We start from the raw sequence: 17265 nt of genomic DNA, 5'->3' as shown, positions 1-17265 counted from the left end.
GACATCCCTAAAAGGTCAGTGTTGTTTCAATGCTTGAGGTGACCTTCCAGGGGTCCGCACCTTCAGCGGTAACGGGATTATACTTCAAGTCATATACCAAGGAAATTATGGCCGGACCGGTCTGGTACCCCACGGAGAGGCCGATAACTGCATTTTCCGGACTAATCAGATCCGCAATGTCGGTGATTCCTTTCTTCTCATAGTGGCCGTTCAGGCTGAAGCCGGCCAGAAGCTCCGGCGATACGCTGAGATGCCCTTTCAGGGTGGGATTCAGGAATAGTACATCGGGATCGGGCTTGAATGGGCCTTCCAGGCTCGCATTGAAGACTACCATACCTTCCAAGACATCCAGACCCAGGGTGGCGAACCAACCTTCATAGCCTGGAACCGTCTCCTCTCCCGTTAATATGCGGTATTTATCAACCCGGTACAGATCGTAGTTGCCATCAAAGTATACCGGCAGAAAGTTTTCTCCCAGAACACGCACCTGGGCGCCGAAATTCAGCAGACTGAAGGCTTGTCCGCCAAAGCCGATCATGAATCCGGTGCCGCTGGGTTGTTTAACCAGGTCGGTAAAGGCTGCGAGGCTGATGGCTTGGCTTCCAAGAATGGGTACCCGCAGGTCGAAACCCCACATACTTGCCGGATCCGGAAGATTTTCCTTCGATTCTACATAGTCTTGGTAATCAGGGTAGCGATACGTCGGTGCTGTTTCGCTGGCAGCGGCAACCTCTTTATAATCCAACCGGTCGAAGAAGAAGGGATCCCGGTCGGCGACAAGGGTAAAGCCGAGTTGCATGGTATTTAGTACCGGAACATTCAGCCAAGCCAGGGGACGGGTGTAGAAGCGTCCTCCCATTAGATCAAAGGCTGCAAGGTTGCTAACGAAGGTCTCTAAGCCGACATAGGGAAATCCGAAGAGATTGCCGTCAAGATCGAAACTTAGACCCACGAGGCGGTTGTCCGGCCGATGGAGGGTGTTAGAAAAACCACCCAGAATAAACCCGTTACCCAGAAGACCGTCTTCGATGCCGCCGATCTTGGCATACAGCGGTTCACCCTTCACACCCCAGCGAATGTAATTAAACAGGGGGAGATACAGATCCAGGAAGGTAGTGCCTGCTTCTTCCGAGGGAACCCAGTCCTCTTTCCGTACCTCGAATCCCGGTTCTCCCTCGGAGGTCGTGAATCGGTAATTCAAGGTAATATCCAGACCGATACCGAACTTGCCGATGGCCAAATCTGGCTTCAGTCCCAGGGTCTGCCAGTTTTCCTGCTGGCCAGTGCTGGGGTTAGTAAAGGTGCTGGTGCCCAGAGCCAGGTCCATTCCTAATCCAAGATCCGGTGAACCGGCCTCATCCTGGCTCACCAGGGGAACGGTAGCGAGACAAAAAAACAAAGTACCGATCAAGACGGTAACTATACGCTGCTTCATAGGAATCCCTCCTCCTTATAAATATAACGCCGGAAGCAAAAAAATCTATAGTGCATAGAAGGTTGTAACCATTGCTGCCGGTGACACTATCCTTGGATTGGATAGCAGGGTGTGTCTATGTACGGCGTATGGTACATCCCTTGGCGCACTACGAAGTAATCAGTGTCACAATTGAAGTTGAACCTCAATTCCCACGTGTCCTCCCAGTTGATGGGTAAGGGTATCCGGAATTTTCAGGTACTCGTAGAGTCTCCAGCCAAGGCCTGCAAAGAGCCGGAGACTTCCCGCACCGGGAAGGACAATTACGCTGCTGTGCTTAATGATAATTGAGAATGAACCTGAAGACACTAGGGGAACGGTAAAAAGTGAGGGTTTATTCCAGGTTCGGGGTGTCATGTTAGGGCTGTTTTGGGGTGATTCTCCTGCCGCTTGCTCCTGGGGCATGCTGAGTCCAGCTCCGGGAAGCTGGCCGGCAATCATTCCCGTGGTTTGGTGAATAAGCTGCCAGGGCTGTTGGTCCGTCCAGGCCTTCAGTTGTTCCGGCATGGGCGGCAGAGGGGTATCGTAGGAGTATCCGCCCCCTAGGGAGCCGATAAATCCTCCTTCTAGGTGGCGGACGAGGGTGAGATCCGTATTCAGGGTCAGGGTGTGGGGGAGTAAACTGCCCCCCTGGGGGAACCCCAAGGGCGATATCGGCAGTTCCCAGAGGGATTGAGGCGGAGGGCTGCCGGCGCCGGATCCCAGGCCGTACAACTCCCATTGGGCGGCTAATCCCCCGTACCAGTACATCTCCGGGTGCACCAATACAAAGCCGCCGGATAACCGAATGTCATCGCTGTCGAAGGCCTGACTTGAGGCGAGGATGCCCCGACGGCCGAAGATATTCAGGGCATTGATACCAACTGACCCACCGAGGCTGGTGGAATCCCGGGCTTCCGTGGAGATTCTTCCTGCTCCCACAAAGACGGAACTCGGGGTGTAGAGGTCCGATGCGAGGCCCCGGAGGGGGCGGGAGAGGTTAAGGGTGATGCTCGGGGTCAGGGTGAATGCGCTGCTTCCGGGAATTTCCAGGATGGATTCCGGCCACAGCAGGTCTGCGAGGGGAAGGTCTATGATCGACCGGGGAGCCTGCTGAATGATTCTACCGAGGCTCTGTAAATCCTCCCCGATGGAATGAAAAAGCGCCGGTTCCCATTGGCTGACGGAATCGCGGGAGTAGTTCAGGGTAAGATCGGCTATCTCGGTTTGAATCAGGAACAGGGTGAGTTTCTGACCTGCCCTGACCGCCCGGGGGCCGATGGAACCCGGGGGATGTTCATCGGCGATGGAATAGGATAGTTCCATACCCGGGAGTTTCAGTCCCGTGGTCCCGGTGTAGCTGCGGCTATCTTCCTGGGAGATAACCCAGGGTACGCTGTGTTCCAGGCTCGCCAGCAGGCTCGAGGGGTAGTTGGTGGAGAGGGTTCGGGGGGTTGAAGGTCGATGCCCCTGGGTATGGGTAAGGGTTGCATCGAATTGGGAAGCAGAGGCATGAGAATCACCCTGACTTTTACCACTGAATCCCAGGGAGCCCTTCCAGCTGCGATGGAGCAGTCTCGATGCCTCGCTTAGAGAGCTGGCGAGACTCAAGGTGAATTGGGGAACGGTTTTTCCCAGGGTGATTTGCAGGGTATTGGTGAGGGAATTCCAGAGGTTCGTTGGATCCAGGCCTTGGGTATAGGAGTGTCCGAGGGAAAGGAACCCGAGGGGGAGGGTTAGACCGTGGCCTGCGGAGATGATTTCAGGAGAGGTGGTATAGCTCTGGTTGCCTAGGGTGAGATTTCCCCGGAGAGAGAAGCCCGAATAACCCAGGGTTAGCCCTAGATCGGCGAGGAGGTTTCCGGTTATCCAGTTAACCTGGGTAAGCCCGTAGATGCTGCTTTCTCCGGCTCTCAGGATTAGATCGCCCTGGGTGGACAGCTGTCCCCGGGTGTTGGGTGAGGAAAACCATGCCTGACCAAGGGTTACAGTGCCGCGGTTGGTCTCCGATATTTCTATGCCCAAGCCGGTTAGCACCTCCGGGATCGGGGTTGTAAGGCTGCCGCTTTGGAGGACGGTATTTTGTGCATCAGAAAGGGTGAAATCCCCCTGGGTTAGATCTATATCCAGACGGTACCATCCCGGCGTCGAGGGCAGGGAGAGGGCCGCGGGGAGGCTGACCGCGGTGCCCTGGTGTTGGCCCCGGACCAGGAGGGTCATGGTTCCCTGGTCCAGGTCGTGAATATAGAAAGAAAGGGAGATTTTGTTGTAGGCCTGTTTGGGGACCGGAGAAAAGGAGGTGCCGGTTTCCCAGGATTCGGGTTGCCCGGCGTTCCAGGAAAACTGGCGGTTGCCCTGGGCGAAGGATTGACCCCAATCTCCCCGGGTGGGTAGGCCGGGAAGATCCTGGGCCAGGGGATGGTCCGGGGGGTATTGGGTGACTGTTCCCCCGGTGCCGGGGGAGAGGGGCCAATCATCGAAGATGTAGCGCCAGTCGCCGGCGACGATCCGCAGAGTGCCGGGGGATTGCCCCTTATTGATTGCAACCAGGGCGATCTCTGCTGTGCCTTGTAGAATCTGGATTCGCACCGAGGGAGGGATGGGGCGGTCGAAGGTGATGGTTCCGGGGCCCGATGCGGTGAAGCTGCCCAAAGAGAGGGCCATGCCTTGGGCTCTTTGGAACCTATCCAACACCGCGTTCCGGTTCAGGTCCTCCCCGGGGGGGATGTCAATCAGCCCGGCGGTATACCCCCGCTGCCAGTCTGTTCCAGCTAGAATTGTTCCTTGAGCATCCAGGGCCAGGGGATACCCTTGGTCGATGGTTCCGTTACTGTTGAGGTCTTCGGGCATGTGTCCGACCAGCAGGTAGAGGTCGACCTCGGCACCGGTCTGGGGCAGTTCCAACAGCCCGACGGTGCCCCGTATTCGGGAGGGAGGACTGGTCATTCTGTCTTGATCCGGGGCATCGGGTTCCGGGGTTTCGGACCAAAGAGCCCCGGGGAGAATCATACCGGTCCAGACCTGGTTCTCTGTGAAATGGGATTCCAAGAGGTGGCCGTAACCCTCGATAAGGGAATCCTGGGTACCGGTTCCCCTGACGGGATAGGGCCCGGTCAGGGTTACCCCGTCTTGCTCCCCCGGGGGCAGGGTGGAGTCCTCGGTAAGGGCTGGATCATCATACGTCCTGGGGAGCTCCCGAATAGATCCGCCGATGTAGGAATCCCGGTACACCGGAAGGGCCCGGGTTTCCCGGGAGAGTTCCGGCAGCGAGGTTTCCGGATAGAGCCAGGACGGAGCGAGATCCGAAAGGGGGAGTGCCCGGTAGGGTTCGGAGATTACAGTGAAGGTTGTTCCTCCGGATGAGAATATGCCGATGCCTCCGAAACGGTCGCTGGTCTGAAGCTGGGCCTCCAGGCTTATCCGGGCAGTGATCCAATCATCCAGGTAGGAGGTATCCAAGCGCCCTTCGAGGAGACCCGATCGCCGTGAGAGTCCCTCGGCATCCAGATCGGTTAAGGCTGCGGCACCATCCTCGGCAATCGGAATGGAACCGGCTACTCCGAGTCCGAGGGTGAATCGGTCCTCTGCAAGGCTGATGCGATGCTGGGTGCCGATGCTGAGGTTGGTGAAGGCGGATCCCGGACTGTGGCTTTGCTGGGTTACGGTAATAAGCTCGGTGTTGTGCGGTTCAGGGCGGAGACGCAGTTCCCCGGTTTCTGGGATTATCTCCACATCCTGGACGGGAACACCGTTACGAAGCACAGTGATGGATCCCGGTTTGGTATCCGGGGAGAGGGTGATTACGCCGGAATCCTCTCCCAGGGGCCGGTAAAAGCGAATAGTTCCCGGAGGCTGAAGGCTCCGAGAAATGTATGGGTTTGTATTGAGTGCTTCTGGGGTGTAGGAGAGCAGGGGCAGACGCCTGGGGCCTCCGGTATCTCCGGGAATAATCCGGAGCAGGGTGGGGGAGAGTTGTTGGAGCACCATGGGGAGTATTCCGCTTCCGCCGCCGGGCTGGTAATCTGCCCGGAGCAGCTCCTGACCTGCCGGGGATTCGGAAGGTTCGGTTGATTCCGGAGTTTCGGGAGTTTCTCCGTCCTGGTTCGATTTCATGGAGTAAAACCCGTAGTCCATGAAGGGGGAAAACCGTTGGGGATCGAAGAGCAGGATGCCGTAAGAACCGCTGCCCCGGGGAAATTCGGGAAAAAGCCGGGTAATTCCAGGCCAGGTAGCGGGATCCGAGTCTTCGGAGAGTTCCAGGGTGTCCAGGCGGTCTGCGTAGAGTTCTAGATCCTGTCCAGGGGGAAGGCGGACTTCCAATGTATCTGTCGGCTGGAAATGATAGCGGTTCGGGGCATTCGGATCGAGGGTCAGGGGTACGAGGGGATATTCCTGATAGGAGTCCTCGAAGGGAGGTACCATTGCCACTATCCGCTTCTGCCCCGGATGTTCCTTCAGGTACACCCTGCCTTGTTCCGCCAGGAGTTGGTAATCCTCCCGGGCTTTGAGGGGGAGGTACCGGATCCCGGCTTCATCCTCAATGGCGCCGGGTGTGCTAGGGGCCACCTCTTGGTACAGGTCGAATTCATCCTGAAGGCTTGCAGGGAATCCCCAGGGAAGCATGAATGAAAAGCCGGAGACCCACCGGCTGTCTTCAATCTGCACCATCTCCACCTCCTGGGTACCCAGGAAATACCGTGTGCTGGTCTGGCGGCCGTCCAGCCGCAGAACCACCTCATGGACCCCCAGGGATGATCGGGCGGCCGCGGTGATGCCGGGTGTACCGTCGATGACTGCAAGCTGGGGAAGCATGGGATTTCCCAGGACCCCGATGCCCCGGTTGCCCAGCCATACCCTGGATAACCAGAAATCCTGCTCCCAATTTGAGTACCCCATGAGAAGGCCCAAATCCGAAAACTCCTTTTTTGCATCGGCCTCCAGAAAATACCCCCGATCAATCCAGATACTCACCAGCAGATCGACGGTGTTTTTAAAGGGGATGGCTTCAAGCCCAGGAAATGTTCCCGGAATGGCAACAACATCACCCTGGGAATCGGGTACAAAGCTAACCCCGAAATGAGCACCGAGTTGGCTCGTCCAGGTACCGTAGATGAACAGTTCTGCGGCAAGATCGCCCAGGGACAAATCGAGAAGGGAGGCCGGGGCTTCGGGTTCGAAATATTCCCGCATCCCCGGAGGCAGGTTCTCCAGGTTCGGGGGGGGAGTTTGGGAAAAACCCCCGGACAGAGGGCAGCTGAAGATCAGTATTCCGAGAAGCAGGCCAAACGAGTTCTCTCTGCGGGTTTTCAATTTTAAACTCCCTGTATTATACTTGCTTCCATGGACAGCGCAGAGGCTCCGAAGGCTAAGGCCTTTTTGGTAAAGTTACTACAGAATCCGGCCTTAGCAGAGGATTCTCTTTTGCAGCGAGAAGAGCAGATCATTCAGTTTCTCATGCAAAACCGGAATGTTCTGGGCCCCACCCTGGCGGCAGACAGGTTTTTTCCCGGTCGCTCCTGGGGACAGATCATAGCATTGCTGTTGACTAATCTCTACGAGATTACCAACACCCAACTGCTGCCCCAGATGATATCATACCTGGATAATACCTTGGATCTCAGTTTTTTCCAGGCCCTGGATGCGAGCACAACCGAACTAACCCGATCAAAGCAGGAGTTGAAGAAGCTCGTGTTAGGTTTGGTTACCAATCCCCACGCCAGACGGATGTACACCGGCATTTGGACCGCCATAGAACGTCGATTGCCCCAGTTTTACTGCCTTGAAGCAGTGGATCGTAAACGGCACATCCATTTTGAGCTGTCCAAGGTGCAGCGGTTAAAGATGAGCAGGGAGGAGATCCTCCGGTATGTGGAAACCAGTATGCTACTCCGTCCGGTCATCTACTACTACGTCAGGGCACATCAATCCCTGCCCGACCGGCGGAGCGGAGTGATCCAACCCAGTTTCGGTGAAAAGCTCAGAAAACAATTAGGGGAAGAGTGGAAGAATCTACCCCCCCAGATACTGTCCAGCGGCATTAACGCGAATCTCTCATTTAAGGACAACTCGTATATTGAAGCCACCGCACGACTTGCATGTATTTTTTCTGACTGGGGCAGGGCCTACCGTCCTGGGCAAACCGTGGACCGCGGTGCCAATACACCAGAGAAGAGCTGGCTCAGTACGGCTCGGAAAAACTACCCCGTGTTCGGGTACGATGTGCGGTTTTTGGATGAACTATTCATGATTGCGGCGGAATTTTCCCGTTAGGAGGAACTCAGATGAGGACCCAAAAGACCTCGGTAAAAGGCTTGTTAGAAGGGATTGTGGTTGCAGCAATTTTCCTTGTATTAATACAGACGTTTTTGGAAGACTTTGCCCGGCTCAGCGGCTGGAGTTGGTCGTTCCGGCGGGTGTTGGTGTATACAGGGTTTGGTTTCGACCTGTTTTTTTCCATTGAGTTTCTATCACGGTTGTACGCCAGCATCCTTCAACGGGATGTCCGGGGATACCTGTTGGAGCGAGGGGGCTGGATTGATCTGGCAGCCTCCATACCCCTGCTTCTATTAAATTCCGGGCCGACGGTCATTGCCCTGGCTGCAGGATCGGTTGGATTCTCGGGGATGGGGGGATTTCTTAATGTGCTGAAGATCGCAAAAACCATCCGCATCGCCCGGATTCTCCGGCTGCTTCGGGTTCTTAAGATTGCGAAGAATATCCGTTTTATCGATTCGGTCATGGCCCAGCGCCACATTAATAAGATTGCGACCCTATCGATTGCAACCATAGTATTTACTGTCATGGTTTTAAGCATCCTGAGCTCCCTGCTTCCTTCCGTGGATCCCAGTACGGACTTCATTCGTCGGGCGGAGGCGGTGTCCCAGACCCTTGAAACGGTGGATGCTGCCGATTCGGATTCCCTTTCTCAGATTCGACAGAGTGCCAGCCTCGTACCCGAGATTCTTCTGATTCAACAGAATAACCGGACGGTGTACCAGCGCTATGATCGACCGGAAATGGTCGACCAGTACGGTCCCGGGGATTATGCGTATCTCCAGGGTGATTCCGTTACGGTATACCTATCGACCCTGGCTCTGAATGCCCAGGATGCGAGAACCTCCCTCTATGTCTTTGTCATTATTGTCGTGCTGCTCTTTGTACTGACCTTTATTTACGGGCCGCACTTTGCACTGACGGTGTCTGACCCTGTGGCCATCATGCGGAGGGGAATGGATGAATCGACCTATGCCTTGGAAATCGCCATTCCCCGGAATTATGCTGAGGATGAGATATACCGCCTGGCGGACAGCTATAATCAGGAGTTTCTGCCCATGAAAAATCGGGTGGAAATGGAGGGCTTGGGTTCCAGCAGCCTTGACACAGCACATCTGGATTTGGAATCCCTCCTAGACGATCAGAATTCCGGGGATTCTCAGGAATAACAGGGTTTATGGTGATTTCAATGCTTCAGTTTGTGGTGGAGCTTCCGGATACCACTTCACTGAAAGAAAAGCGGAAGGTTATCAAGGGACTCAAGGGCAAGATCATCGACCGGTTTAAGGTGAGCGCCGCGGAGGTAGACCTGCATGAGAGCCTTACCTTCGGCCAGATCGGCGTTGCCCTCGTTTCCAATGACAAGCAGTTCGGCGAATCGGTCATGCATAAGATTTTGAATTTCGCAGAGCGCTGGGTCCCGGGCCGCATTCAGGATGTTGAGATCTATAGCGAACAATTTTAGCGATTCGTTCCTCGTGCGCAAAGGGTGTAGCATGTTTACCCGAGGCTGCTGCGGTGGGCTGCTCAGCCGGGGCTATGAGCTCCATCAGGGTTGGGTTGGTTCGACACCCACGGTATCGTTTTTGCGGGCAGTAGAATCCCTTTGTCCTAGAGCTGCATATCCTCTTCAATACCCCGGGGAATCAGAAAAAGATCGGTGAGGTTGAAGTCGCGGTTGGGTTTCAGGGCGCTCCGGGATGAAATATCCTCGGCCCGGAGGTGTAGGGTGAAGTAATGGAAGAAGGGCTCGTACTCGGGGCTTTCGATAACTAATTCAAAGTCAAAATCCTGTTCCTGGCCCTCATATTCGGCTTCTACAGGGCGCGGCCAGAACAGATAGGTTCCCGGCGTATTCCCAACAACTGAGTAGGGATTGGGCCAGCGGGAATCAATCATGGGCACCAATTCCTTATTAAAGCGAATCTTTATATCCAGGCCTACAATGGGCTCGAAGGTTATTCCGTTAAACAACCGGCCTTTGATTAGGGGAAAGGTAAAACAGGGGCCTTTGAAGGAGTTGGGGTGTGAAGGGGTGTCGTTTCCGTAGAAACTTCGTTGGATGGTTGAAACCCTACGCAGCCCCTCGTGACAAAGGGTCATGATGTCCACCTGGAGTTGCTGGTTATCGTTAAAATCCGATTCTAGATAGGCGAATCCCCGCCCCGAGGTTACATACCGTTGGGGAATCCGGTTTAACACAAAGCAGGCAGCATCCAAACGGCATTGTTCAGAGGTGCAGTACCCGTTCGCACGGGTTTTTTCTTCGGAATCACAGATCTCTGCAATCATCTCCAAAACCTTGTCTTCCATTAAGTTATGAATTTCCATACTCATCCCCTACCAAATGGTCATGAATCTGAAACAGTTCCTTGATGAGCCGAACTGATGCGCGTAGATCGCGGACAGACTCCTTTAAAGCATAGTAGTTTAGGCCGGAGAAGTAAATCTTTGAAAAGATAGAAATGGTTATTTCTGGATCCAGGGTTTGGATGGACAGGTAGTTTCCATATTCATAGCAGATTCCCAAAAGATCTTCCATAGATGATCGTATTCGTTCATGGAGGGAATTACTAAATCCGAAGGTAAAGCCAAGCTCCAGGAACCTGCTCTCCTGATCGACGGAGATACTCAGAATGTACTGCTCCCCCTGAAAAACCCCGGCGCTGTATCCAGCCATTTCTGGAAGTTCGTCGGGTTCCACATCATAGCCCAGTTCTTTGAGGAGGATTTCGATACGACGTATGCGTTCTTTAAGTATTTTTGAACTCTTCATTATGGGTAACCTATAGTACTTTGCCCAGGCTATGCAAGCTGTGTCAACAGATCATCGAAGGGCAGGGGGGTGGTCAACGCCTGAGCTACCCTGGGTGAGAGAGCTACCCGGATGTAGCGCAAGGTTTGAGTGAAATCGTTGACAACCCGGGGGGTAAATACCGTACGGGTTTCTAGATAGGGTGCGGTTGTAGAGTCCCTGCGAAGGATGGGCAGATCGACCTCAAAGGAAATGGACTCAGGAATATCCAAGACCACCTCTTCCGGCTGGACCTGAAGGCCGGTATGGTTCCGGAGCCACTCCATAATACGCTGTTCAAACTGTTCCCGGTACACCAGGTCTTCGAGATGGTGGTGTCCTTGGCTGCCAGGATCGAAGGGGCGGTCCACTACAATGGTATAAAGCTCCCCCCGGTGGACAGACTCAATGAGACCGAAGGGAATGAATCCCTCCCTGGTATTTAAGGTAGCAAAGAACCCCTCATCATCCAGATTGTACAAATCTTCAGGACTGATGATGGCATTGGTCAGGCCCAGGAATAAGGCTTTTTTAATCATGCCGGTAGCGATGCGTACCTGCCGGTGCCAGTAGACCGACCGGTACATAAGGTATTTAGAGAATAGCAGGTGTTCTATTGATGATGCCCCCTGTTCCTCCAGGGTGATTCCAGAGTACCCTGCAGGGTGGATCCTGCTGAGGATGTAATCGATATCCTGGGTTCCGTAGGGAACCCCGCAAAAAAAGGCATCCCTAGTCAGGTAATCCAGCTTATCCGGATCCAAGGGGCTCGAAAGGATGTTGCGAAAAAAGAGTATCTCATCCCGGGATGAGTGCCGCGAGGTATCAACGATATCTGCCACATACTCCGGACTGGTGCCGATTTCCCGGGTTATGATGTCCGAGAGGGGCTGGCTGAGCACTATCTCCCCGGTGAGCACCTCGTGGTCCTTGAGGGGAAGCTCCTTGAGGCTGTGGGTATAGGGGAAGTGCCCGAGGTCGTGCACCAGGGCAGCGGTAAGAAACGCCTTACCTCCCTCGAGGGTGAGGGGAGGGCAGGATGGTCTCAGGAGAATGCGCTGGAGTATCCTCATTGCTATGTGGAAAACCCCCAGGGAATGGTTGAATCGACTATGGGTTGCCCCGGGGTATACCAGGTATGCGGGGCCGAGCTGCTTAATCCGGGAAAGCTGTTGGAACGGTCGGGATTGGATGATCTTGTTAAGGCCCGGAGATAGGTAGATATGGTGCCAGATGGGGTCTCTGATGGGAAGGTTATAATCGTTTTCGATGTGGGAACGCAATTCGTGATTCATATTGGAATTGAGCTTACCCCCTCGGAGTGGTATTGTCTATTACCCGGTGCCGCAGGATCGGGTAGGTTCCCATGGACCGGCCCGGAAGGGGCGAGGTGTAACTGTTGTAAGGAGGGCGGTTTTGAACAAGTTCCCCAAGAGCCGGACCATCATACTCGTTCTGGTTTATACCATAACGAGCGGCATAGGTACTGCCCAGGTGACAGACCGACACTGGGGATATGTGCCGGTATTACCCACCATCGGGCAGGAGTTCAAGGTGATATTGCCCGAACAGATGAATCCCCAGGCTCGGCAGGCCTATGGGGTGGTTACAGATTTTCTGGAACGGGTAAAACAGCGGAAATCCATCAAGGAATTGTTGGCTCCTCCCTACGATGTCATGGTTCAGAATCAGGTGCTGGAATCTGAACAGCTTTTTTTATCATGGCAAATGCATTATATTATCGGTACACACCGGGTTTCACCCCAGGAATTGGAAATATCGGTTATTCTGTGGGGAAGACCGGAGGAGCAACATGTAGTGTTCTACCTTCAAGGCCCGGACTCCTGGAAGATTGTGGATGTAGTTGTATCTCCTTTGAAATAAGTTTGAAAGGCTAAACACGTGGCACAGGAAATTAAACGTATAGAAAAAGAATTTATCTTTAAAAATCTGGTTGATAATGAGGCTCCTGTTTCTATACATGCCAAGGGGAAGCGATACCACGGCCGGTTTCTTGGCTTTGTTAACCAGAAAATCACCCTTGAGTTGGATAAGGATGAATGCAACGGCACCCCCAAGGAGGTAACTCTCTTCTTCCGATTCCGCGGGACAGCCATGACAGCCACATCCGGGGTGCATTCATGTACGGGAAAAAGCCTTCAAGTATATCTTCCTTCGAACGTATATCGGGATCTCAGCCGCTCATTTGAGCGGGTTCAGCCTGAGGGTGATATCCAGGTTTCCTTGGTTCTGGAGGGAGAACGCTTCCAATTAGACTTTCCCGCCAGCGAGACCTACTATGAGCCGGATATGCCTACCCTGGATAACCGCTTTGATCCGGCTCGTATTGCCCAGTTGCTGCAGGGATTCCGCGAGAAGGTGGCCAGCTTTGCTTCGGAGAATAAGATCATTATGTTCCGGGAGCGTAAACCCGAGACCGCCATGGAACGGCTGGTTGCTGCCGGGGGAAAGGTTCTCCTTCTGCCCTTTGAGGATATTCAGGCAGTGAACCCCGGGCCCAAGGGGAATCTTCAGCACCTGCTTATCTCTGAGGATGACATCTACCGCTTGTTCAAGGACATGGGAGAGGATCCCATGACGGAGGTTTCCGGCCTGGAGGAGTATGTCAAAAAGCGGAAGGCTCAACGGGTATGGCATGAATTGTATTGTCCGGTGTTATACCACGAGTATGTGGTGGGGTATATCCTCCTCATTCGTACCGATGTTCAGACCAGCAGCTTTTCGCGAAACGTCATTGATTTTGTGGTCCAGTTTTCGCGCCTGCTCTCCTACAGCCTACAGAAGAACGGTTATTTCAAGGCAGTACCGGTAAAGGCCGAGTTTAAAAAAAGCGAGTTGGTCGATATCAGTGGATCGGGTATGCTGTTCTCCTTTCCCTTGGATGGACCGTCTCTCCGGCTTTTCATGGACCTGGAACTTGTAATCCATGCGGGAAAGAAGAGGATACCCTGCAGCGGCCGGATTATGCGCCTGTATCGGGATTCGGGCCGGGTCTACGTGGGGGTACAATTCCTGGACATGAAATCTACCGATCATGGTTTCCTCCTCTCTTATATATACGGAAGCGACTATGATGGAAAAATAGAGGTGGCTGAGCCGCGGGAAGATTAAAGTTCACCTGGGATTCACCCTAGATAGAAGGGCAGCATACACCCATGTTCAGCGGAGCCGTCCTGGGTCGTGCCTTGGAGGTAGGGGAGCAGCCGGTTTGGTTGCTCCTTAGTGTTTTACACGAGCTACCGGTTTGTGGTCTGCCTACTATGGTTGGCTTACCATCGGCGGATGACCCTGCGGGTTGGGGAAATCAGTGCTTTTGGTAACTTTGAATGAGCTTTTTTAAGGCTATATGCCCGGTTAGCGATAGTTCCATAACGGAAATATCTACAATAGTTTTACTGTCTTTATGTCTGATCCAATGTACCTCGCCTTTGAGGCTGAACGCATCGGGATTTCCGGAGGACTGGGGCTGGATTGTGAAGGTATCAATACGACCTACGGAGATCTTGGGTTCAGTTTCGAATTCCAGTTGAATCTCTTCAGTAGTGATCTGCTTAACCAATCCGGCTTGGCCGTCATAGGTGCATGTGGCTAATTCAGGCATGGTGGTACCCCTCCCATATAGTTATATACCCACTTTCGAATAAGAACAACTCAAGTTCGAAAAACTCAGCTGAATCTAATAAAGCTACTAAGGGTATACAGGAAATGAATCGACAATAGAGGAAGGATGATCTACTTTTTTGTTGAAGTACCCTTCGCTCCCCAACTCGTTACACTAAAAGCGGATAAATTTAGTCAGGGGTTATTGGAACTGAAGGAAGCCAGTGTACAATATGCCTCAGGCTTTGAGCAGCTCAGCAGCCAGGTCTGGGTTATAACCTTTTCTCACCAGAAAACCGGTACTGTGCATCCCGCCGCAGAAGGAATAGCGCGTTGTGTTACCGTACTCGGTTCATTAAAATCCCTTTTATTGGCATACCACGGAGTAATGGTGACAGCCTCTGACCGTGCATCAGCCCTGAGGATCTTCAAATCCTTCAGAATGGAGATACCCTATCAGAACTGCCTTTGGGCTTCGGAGGATGCCCGGGCGATTTTAACCCCCCCGCTCTCATTTACCGAGTCCCTTCCAGGCTGGTTCCTACTTCAAGAGTCCAGGGCCGTAGAGCCCCAGCCCATCCGCAGTAGAGCTAGCTGTTGCACCCTGGAGGAGGCGGAGGACCTGCGCTGGTTCCTCAGGACAAAGGGCCCAGGGTTTTTGAGGGTTGCATCGGCGATGCAGGGCTTACAGGGCTTTACAGCGGTTCTCGAGGATGAACAGCCCGGTATCAGTAGTCGGTGTTTTTACCTCCATGGAAGCATGTATGATAAGGACGAGTGGGAACCATTGATCCGAGCCTTACGGATTTGGAGGGATCGGAACAATCTTTCCGAATCATGGTTGAATATCATTGCAGGCTTTCATGATGCTGATACGTATCTGCGGCCCTCTTTGGGGAGGGAGGATATTGCTTCTATGGCTGCAGGGGTGGTGAACTGGATTCAATCCTCCTCGGTGAACGATCGAATGATTCTTGTGGTTTCCGGCCAGGAGCATATGTCCGGCGGTCTCGTGGAGTTAGTGCGGGAGGTGGCGCGGGAGGTCAGTTATTCTAAGCCGTTACGGATCGTCTCCTTGGAACCCCATGGCGTTTTGACCCAGTACCTTCAGGCGCGTGATTTTTTTCGTACCATTTCCATCAACGGGGAGAATCCCCAGGAGCTTGGGGAGGAGTTTTCCCGCTTGAGGGCGGAGGAGAAGAAGGTTGTGCTTCTCTGTGGCTACGCCCGGGGGCTGGTCCCGGTGAAGGAATTGGCCGGGGCAGCGGATCACCTGGGTATAAACCGGGTACTGTTGCCGGAGATGTTCAGGCAGCTAGCGGACCGGGGACTTCTTGCTGGTGAAGAACTGCTTACCCTGTCACCGACGCTGTTGGAGGTATGGCAGAGGACATGTGTGGGCGGGGGTGATCCGGATTTTAATGAGGTCCGGTCCATTCTTACCCGACAGGTGATGACCGCCTATTCCCAGGGGCGGGTAACCATGCAACCCGCCTTTTGGGATCTGATACTGAATGAGTTCACCGATTGGAAGACGGTAAGTTCCATCGGATACTCCCTGGTTCTCGGCCAGAGCAGGCTGGGTATCCGGGGGCTGGGGGAATCCATTCAACAGAATATGGCCCAGGGAAAGATGATGTCGGTTCTTCAAGAGGGATGGCTCCGGCTCTTCCAGACCGAGGTGTTTCATTTGAACGAGCAGGCAGCGGCCGCTGAAAACAGCCTGGTTACCATCGAACGGCTTCCGGGAATCGAAGACAGCGCGGCACTCCTGGGATTCAGAAAACTCCTCCAAGCTCGGTTGTTTGTATATGCGGGAAGATGGGATTCGGCAATAACCGATACGAAATCCGCGTTGATTTCTTTTCAGAGTATTGGAAATGTTCTGGGAGAGATTATGGGGATGTTGCTATACGGGGAGATTTGCGCTGCCAAGAACAAGCTCGGCGAGGCAAAGGATTACGTACTCATGGCAGTCCGGGAGGCCGAGGCAACCGGAACAGGGTGGATAATCTTGCTCAGTTCTTGTTTTGAGGCGCTTTCATGGTTTTTTACGGGATACTACTCCCGGGTTTTTGGGATTATCCAGAAGGACGGCGGTCTATCGGCGCGGTTGGAGGAAGTCGGGTTTTTTAGCTGGTCGCTTTTTATTCGGTTTCTCCAAGGACGGGTCTGTTTTAGTCTAGGAGATTATGACCAGGCTCGGAAGATCTTTACCCAGATGCCGTCCTGGGCTAACGGGGATAGGTTCAGGGATTGGCGCCGGGAGTTTCAGATATGGGGAGCACGCTGCGACGTCTACTCGTCAGCTATAGACCAGGGGCTCTCCGTACTTCTACCCTGGGGTGCAGAATCGGGAGAAGCCCGGCTATTTGCAGCTGAGGGCTGTATCCTGAAGGCTGACTACAGTCAGGCCCATCAGATCCTCAATGAACCCATGGGGGAGATTCAATTGGAAGTGGGATCGATTCCGTTTATCCTGCAACCCCTCTCGGGGTTCTGGGAGTTTGAGGACCGCTTCATCGGTACGGAAAATGGGTTTACCGTTGAATCCGCCATGGCCCAGGGGCTGAGAGCCCTGGCGCTGGCGGGACTTGGTCATGTTGAGGAGGCCCGGGAAATCCTGACCAGCCTTACCAGAAATCGTCCCCATATGCTGGGTGACCCCTATTACCATTGGCATCTGCTGTGGTATCAGGGGGTCCTTGAACAGTCTATCCGGCAGAATGGGGAGGATGGACAGGATGATTTCATAACCGTCTTGGGTAAGGCCGTTAAGGCCATGCAGGAACGGAATAGCAAGATTGAAGACCCTGCTCACCGCCGGTTGTTTTTGCAATCGGAATATTGGAATAAAAAACTAATTGCCCGGGGACGCCATTTCAATCTGCTTTAAGATTGCTGCCGGTTATTGACAGTTTTAAGTTACCCGGGTATAGTCTGCACCGTTGCTTGGCGGCGTAGCTCAGTCGGTAGAGCAAACGGCTCATATCCGTTCGGTCAGGGGTTCAAGTCCCTTCGCCGCTAACTATATATTCCGGTACTGGATGTTCCAGTACCGATTTTTTTTTGTAGTGCGCAAAACCCTGTAACTTTTTACAAACCTTCCCCCACCCTTGAAGCA

General features: G+C 53.6%; 12 protein-coding genes and 1 tRNA gene. 7 read left to right on the top strand and 6 right to left on the bottom strand.

The features are described 5' to 3' along the window. Positions 1-7: 7 nt before the first annotated feature. Positions 8-1435 carry a hypothetical protein gene (locus tag DC28_RS10730; RefSeq protein ID WP_037548512.1) on the bottom strand — a complete coding sequence of 476 codons (1428 nt, stop codon included), beginning with the start codon at positions 1433-1435 and terminating at the stop codon, positions 8-10. Positions 1436-1600: 165 nt separating this feature from the next. Further along, complete coding sequence (locus tag DC28_RS10725; protein WP_037548510.1) at positions 1601-6763, bottom strand: hypothetical protein; 5163 nt, start codon at positions 6761-6763, stop codon at positions 1601-1603. A 30-nt stretch (positions 6764-6793) separates the two neighbouring features. Between DC28_RS10725 and DC28_RS10720 the strand changes: the two genes are divergently transcribed. The 3 genes from DC28_RS10720 to DC28_RS10710 are packed head-to-tail and all read left to right on the top strand — an operon-like array spanning position 6794 to position 9191. Next, on the top strand, positions 6794-7723 hold the full coding sequence (locus tag DC28_RS10720) for a hypothetical protein (RefSeq protein WP_037548508.1): 930 nt from the start codon (positions 6794-6796) through the stop codon (positions 7721-7723). Between the two features lie 11 nt (positions 7724-7734). Continuing rightward, complete coding sequence (locus DC28_RS10715; protein WP_052078775.1) at positions 7735-8895, top strand: ion transporter; 1161 nt, start codon at positions 7735-7737, stop codon at positions 8893-8895. 8 nt (positions 8896-8903) lie between these two features. Further along, positions 8904-9191 carry a DUF503 domain-containing protein gene (locus DC28_RS10710; RefSeq protein ID WP_037548505.1) on the top strand — a complete coding sequence of 96 codons (288 nt, stop codon included), beginning with the start codon at positions 8904-8906 and terminating at the stop codon, positions 9189-9191. Between the two features lie 146 nt (positions 9192-9337). Here the strand turns inward: DC28_RS10710 and DC28_RS10705 are convergent, their stop codons facing one another. The 3 genes from DC28_RS10705 to DC28_RS10695 are packed head-to-tail and all read right to left on the bottom strand — an operon-like array spanning position 9338 to position 11815. After that, on the bottom strand, positions 9338-10057 hold the full coding sequence (locus DC28_RS10705) for a late competence development ComFB family protein (RefSeq protein ID WP_037548503.1): 720 nt from the start codon (positions 10055-10057) through the stop codon (positions 9338-9340). Beyond that, a complete protein-coding gene (locus tag DC28_RS10700; RefSeq protein WP_037548500.1) occupies positions 10044-10502 on the bottom strand; it encodes a hypothetical protein in 459 nt (152 codons plus the stop codon). The genes DC28_RS10705 and DC28_RS10700 overlap by 14 nt, the downstream gene beginning before the upstream one ends. Before the next feature lie 29 nt (positions 10503-10531). Further along, on the bottom strand, positions 10532-11815 hold the full coding sequence (locus tag DC28_RS10695; protein ID WP_037548497.1) for an HD domain-containing protein: 1284 nt from the start codon (positions 11813-11815) through the stop codon (positions 10532-10534). Between the two features lie 121 nt (positions 11816-11936). Between DC28_RS10695 and DC28_RS10690 the strand changes: the two genes are divergently transcribed. After that, positions 11937-12404: a hypothetical protein gene (locus DC28_RS10690; protein WP_037548495.1), complete on the top strand. Its 468-nt coding sequence runs from the start codon at positions 11937-11939 to the stop codon at positions 12402-12404. 18 nt (positions 12405-12422) lie between these two features. Beyond that, positions 12423-13652, top strand: coding sequence for a PilZ domain-containing protein (locus tag DC28_RS10685; RefSeq protein WP_037548494.1), 1230 nt, complete (start codon positions 12423-12425; stop codon positions 13650-13652). 193 nt (positions 13653-13845) lie between these two features. Here DC28_RS10685 and DC28_RS10680 read toward each other — a convergent pair whose 3' ends face one another. After that, the gene (locus DC28_RS10680; protein ID WP_037548491.1) at positions 13846-14142 is read right to left on the bottom strand and encodes a hypothetical protein; all 297 of its coding nucleotides are present in this window, start codon (positions 14140-14142) and stop codon (positions 13846-13848) included. Positions 14143-14268: 126 nt separating this feature from the next. Between DC28_RS10680 and DC28_RS10675 the strand changes: the two genes are divergently transcribed. Together DC28_RS10675 and DC28_RS10670 are read left to right on the top strand one after the other, a co-directional pair. After that, complete coding sequence (locus tag DC28_RS10675; protein WP_037548489.1) at positions 14269-17037, top strand: hypothetical protein; 2769 nt, start codon at positions 14269-14271, stop codon at positions 17035-17037. A gap of 58 nt (positions 17038-17095) precedes the next feature. Continuing rightward, positions 17096-17168: transfer RNA gene (locus tag DC28_RS10670), tRNA-Met, on the top strand. The last annotated feature ends 97 nt before the right edge of the window (positions 17169-17265 follow it).

It is taken from the genome of Spirochaeta lutea (genome assembly GCF_000758165.1).
In the GTDB taxonomy this organism is placed as follows: domain Bacteria; phylum Spirochaetota; class Spirochaetia; order DSM-27196; family Salinispiraceae; genus Spirochaeta_D; species Spirochaeta_D lutea.
The sequence above is the reverse complement of the archived record's forward strand: the minus strand, read 5'-3'. Positions and strand labels throughout refer to the sequence as shown.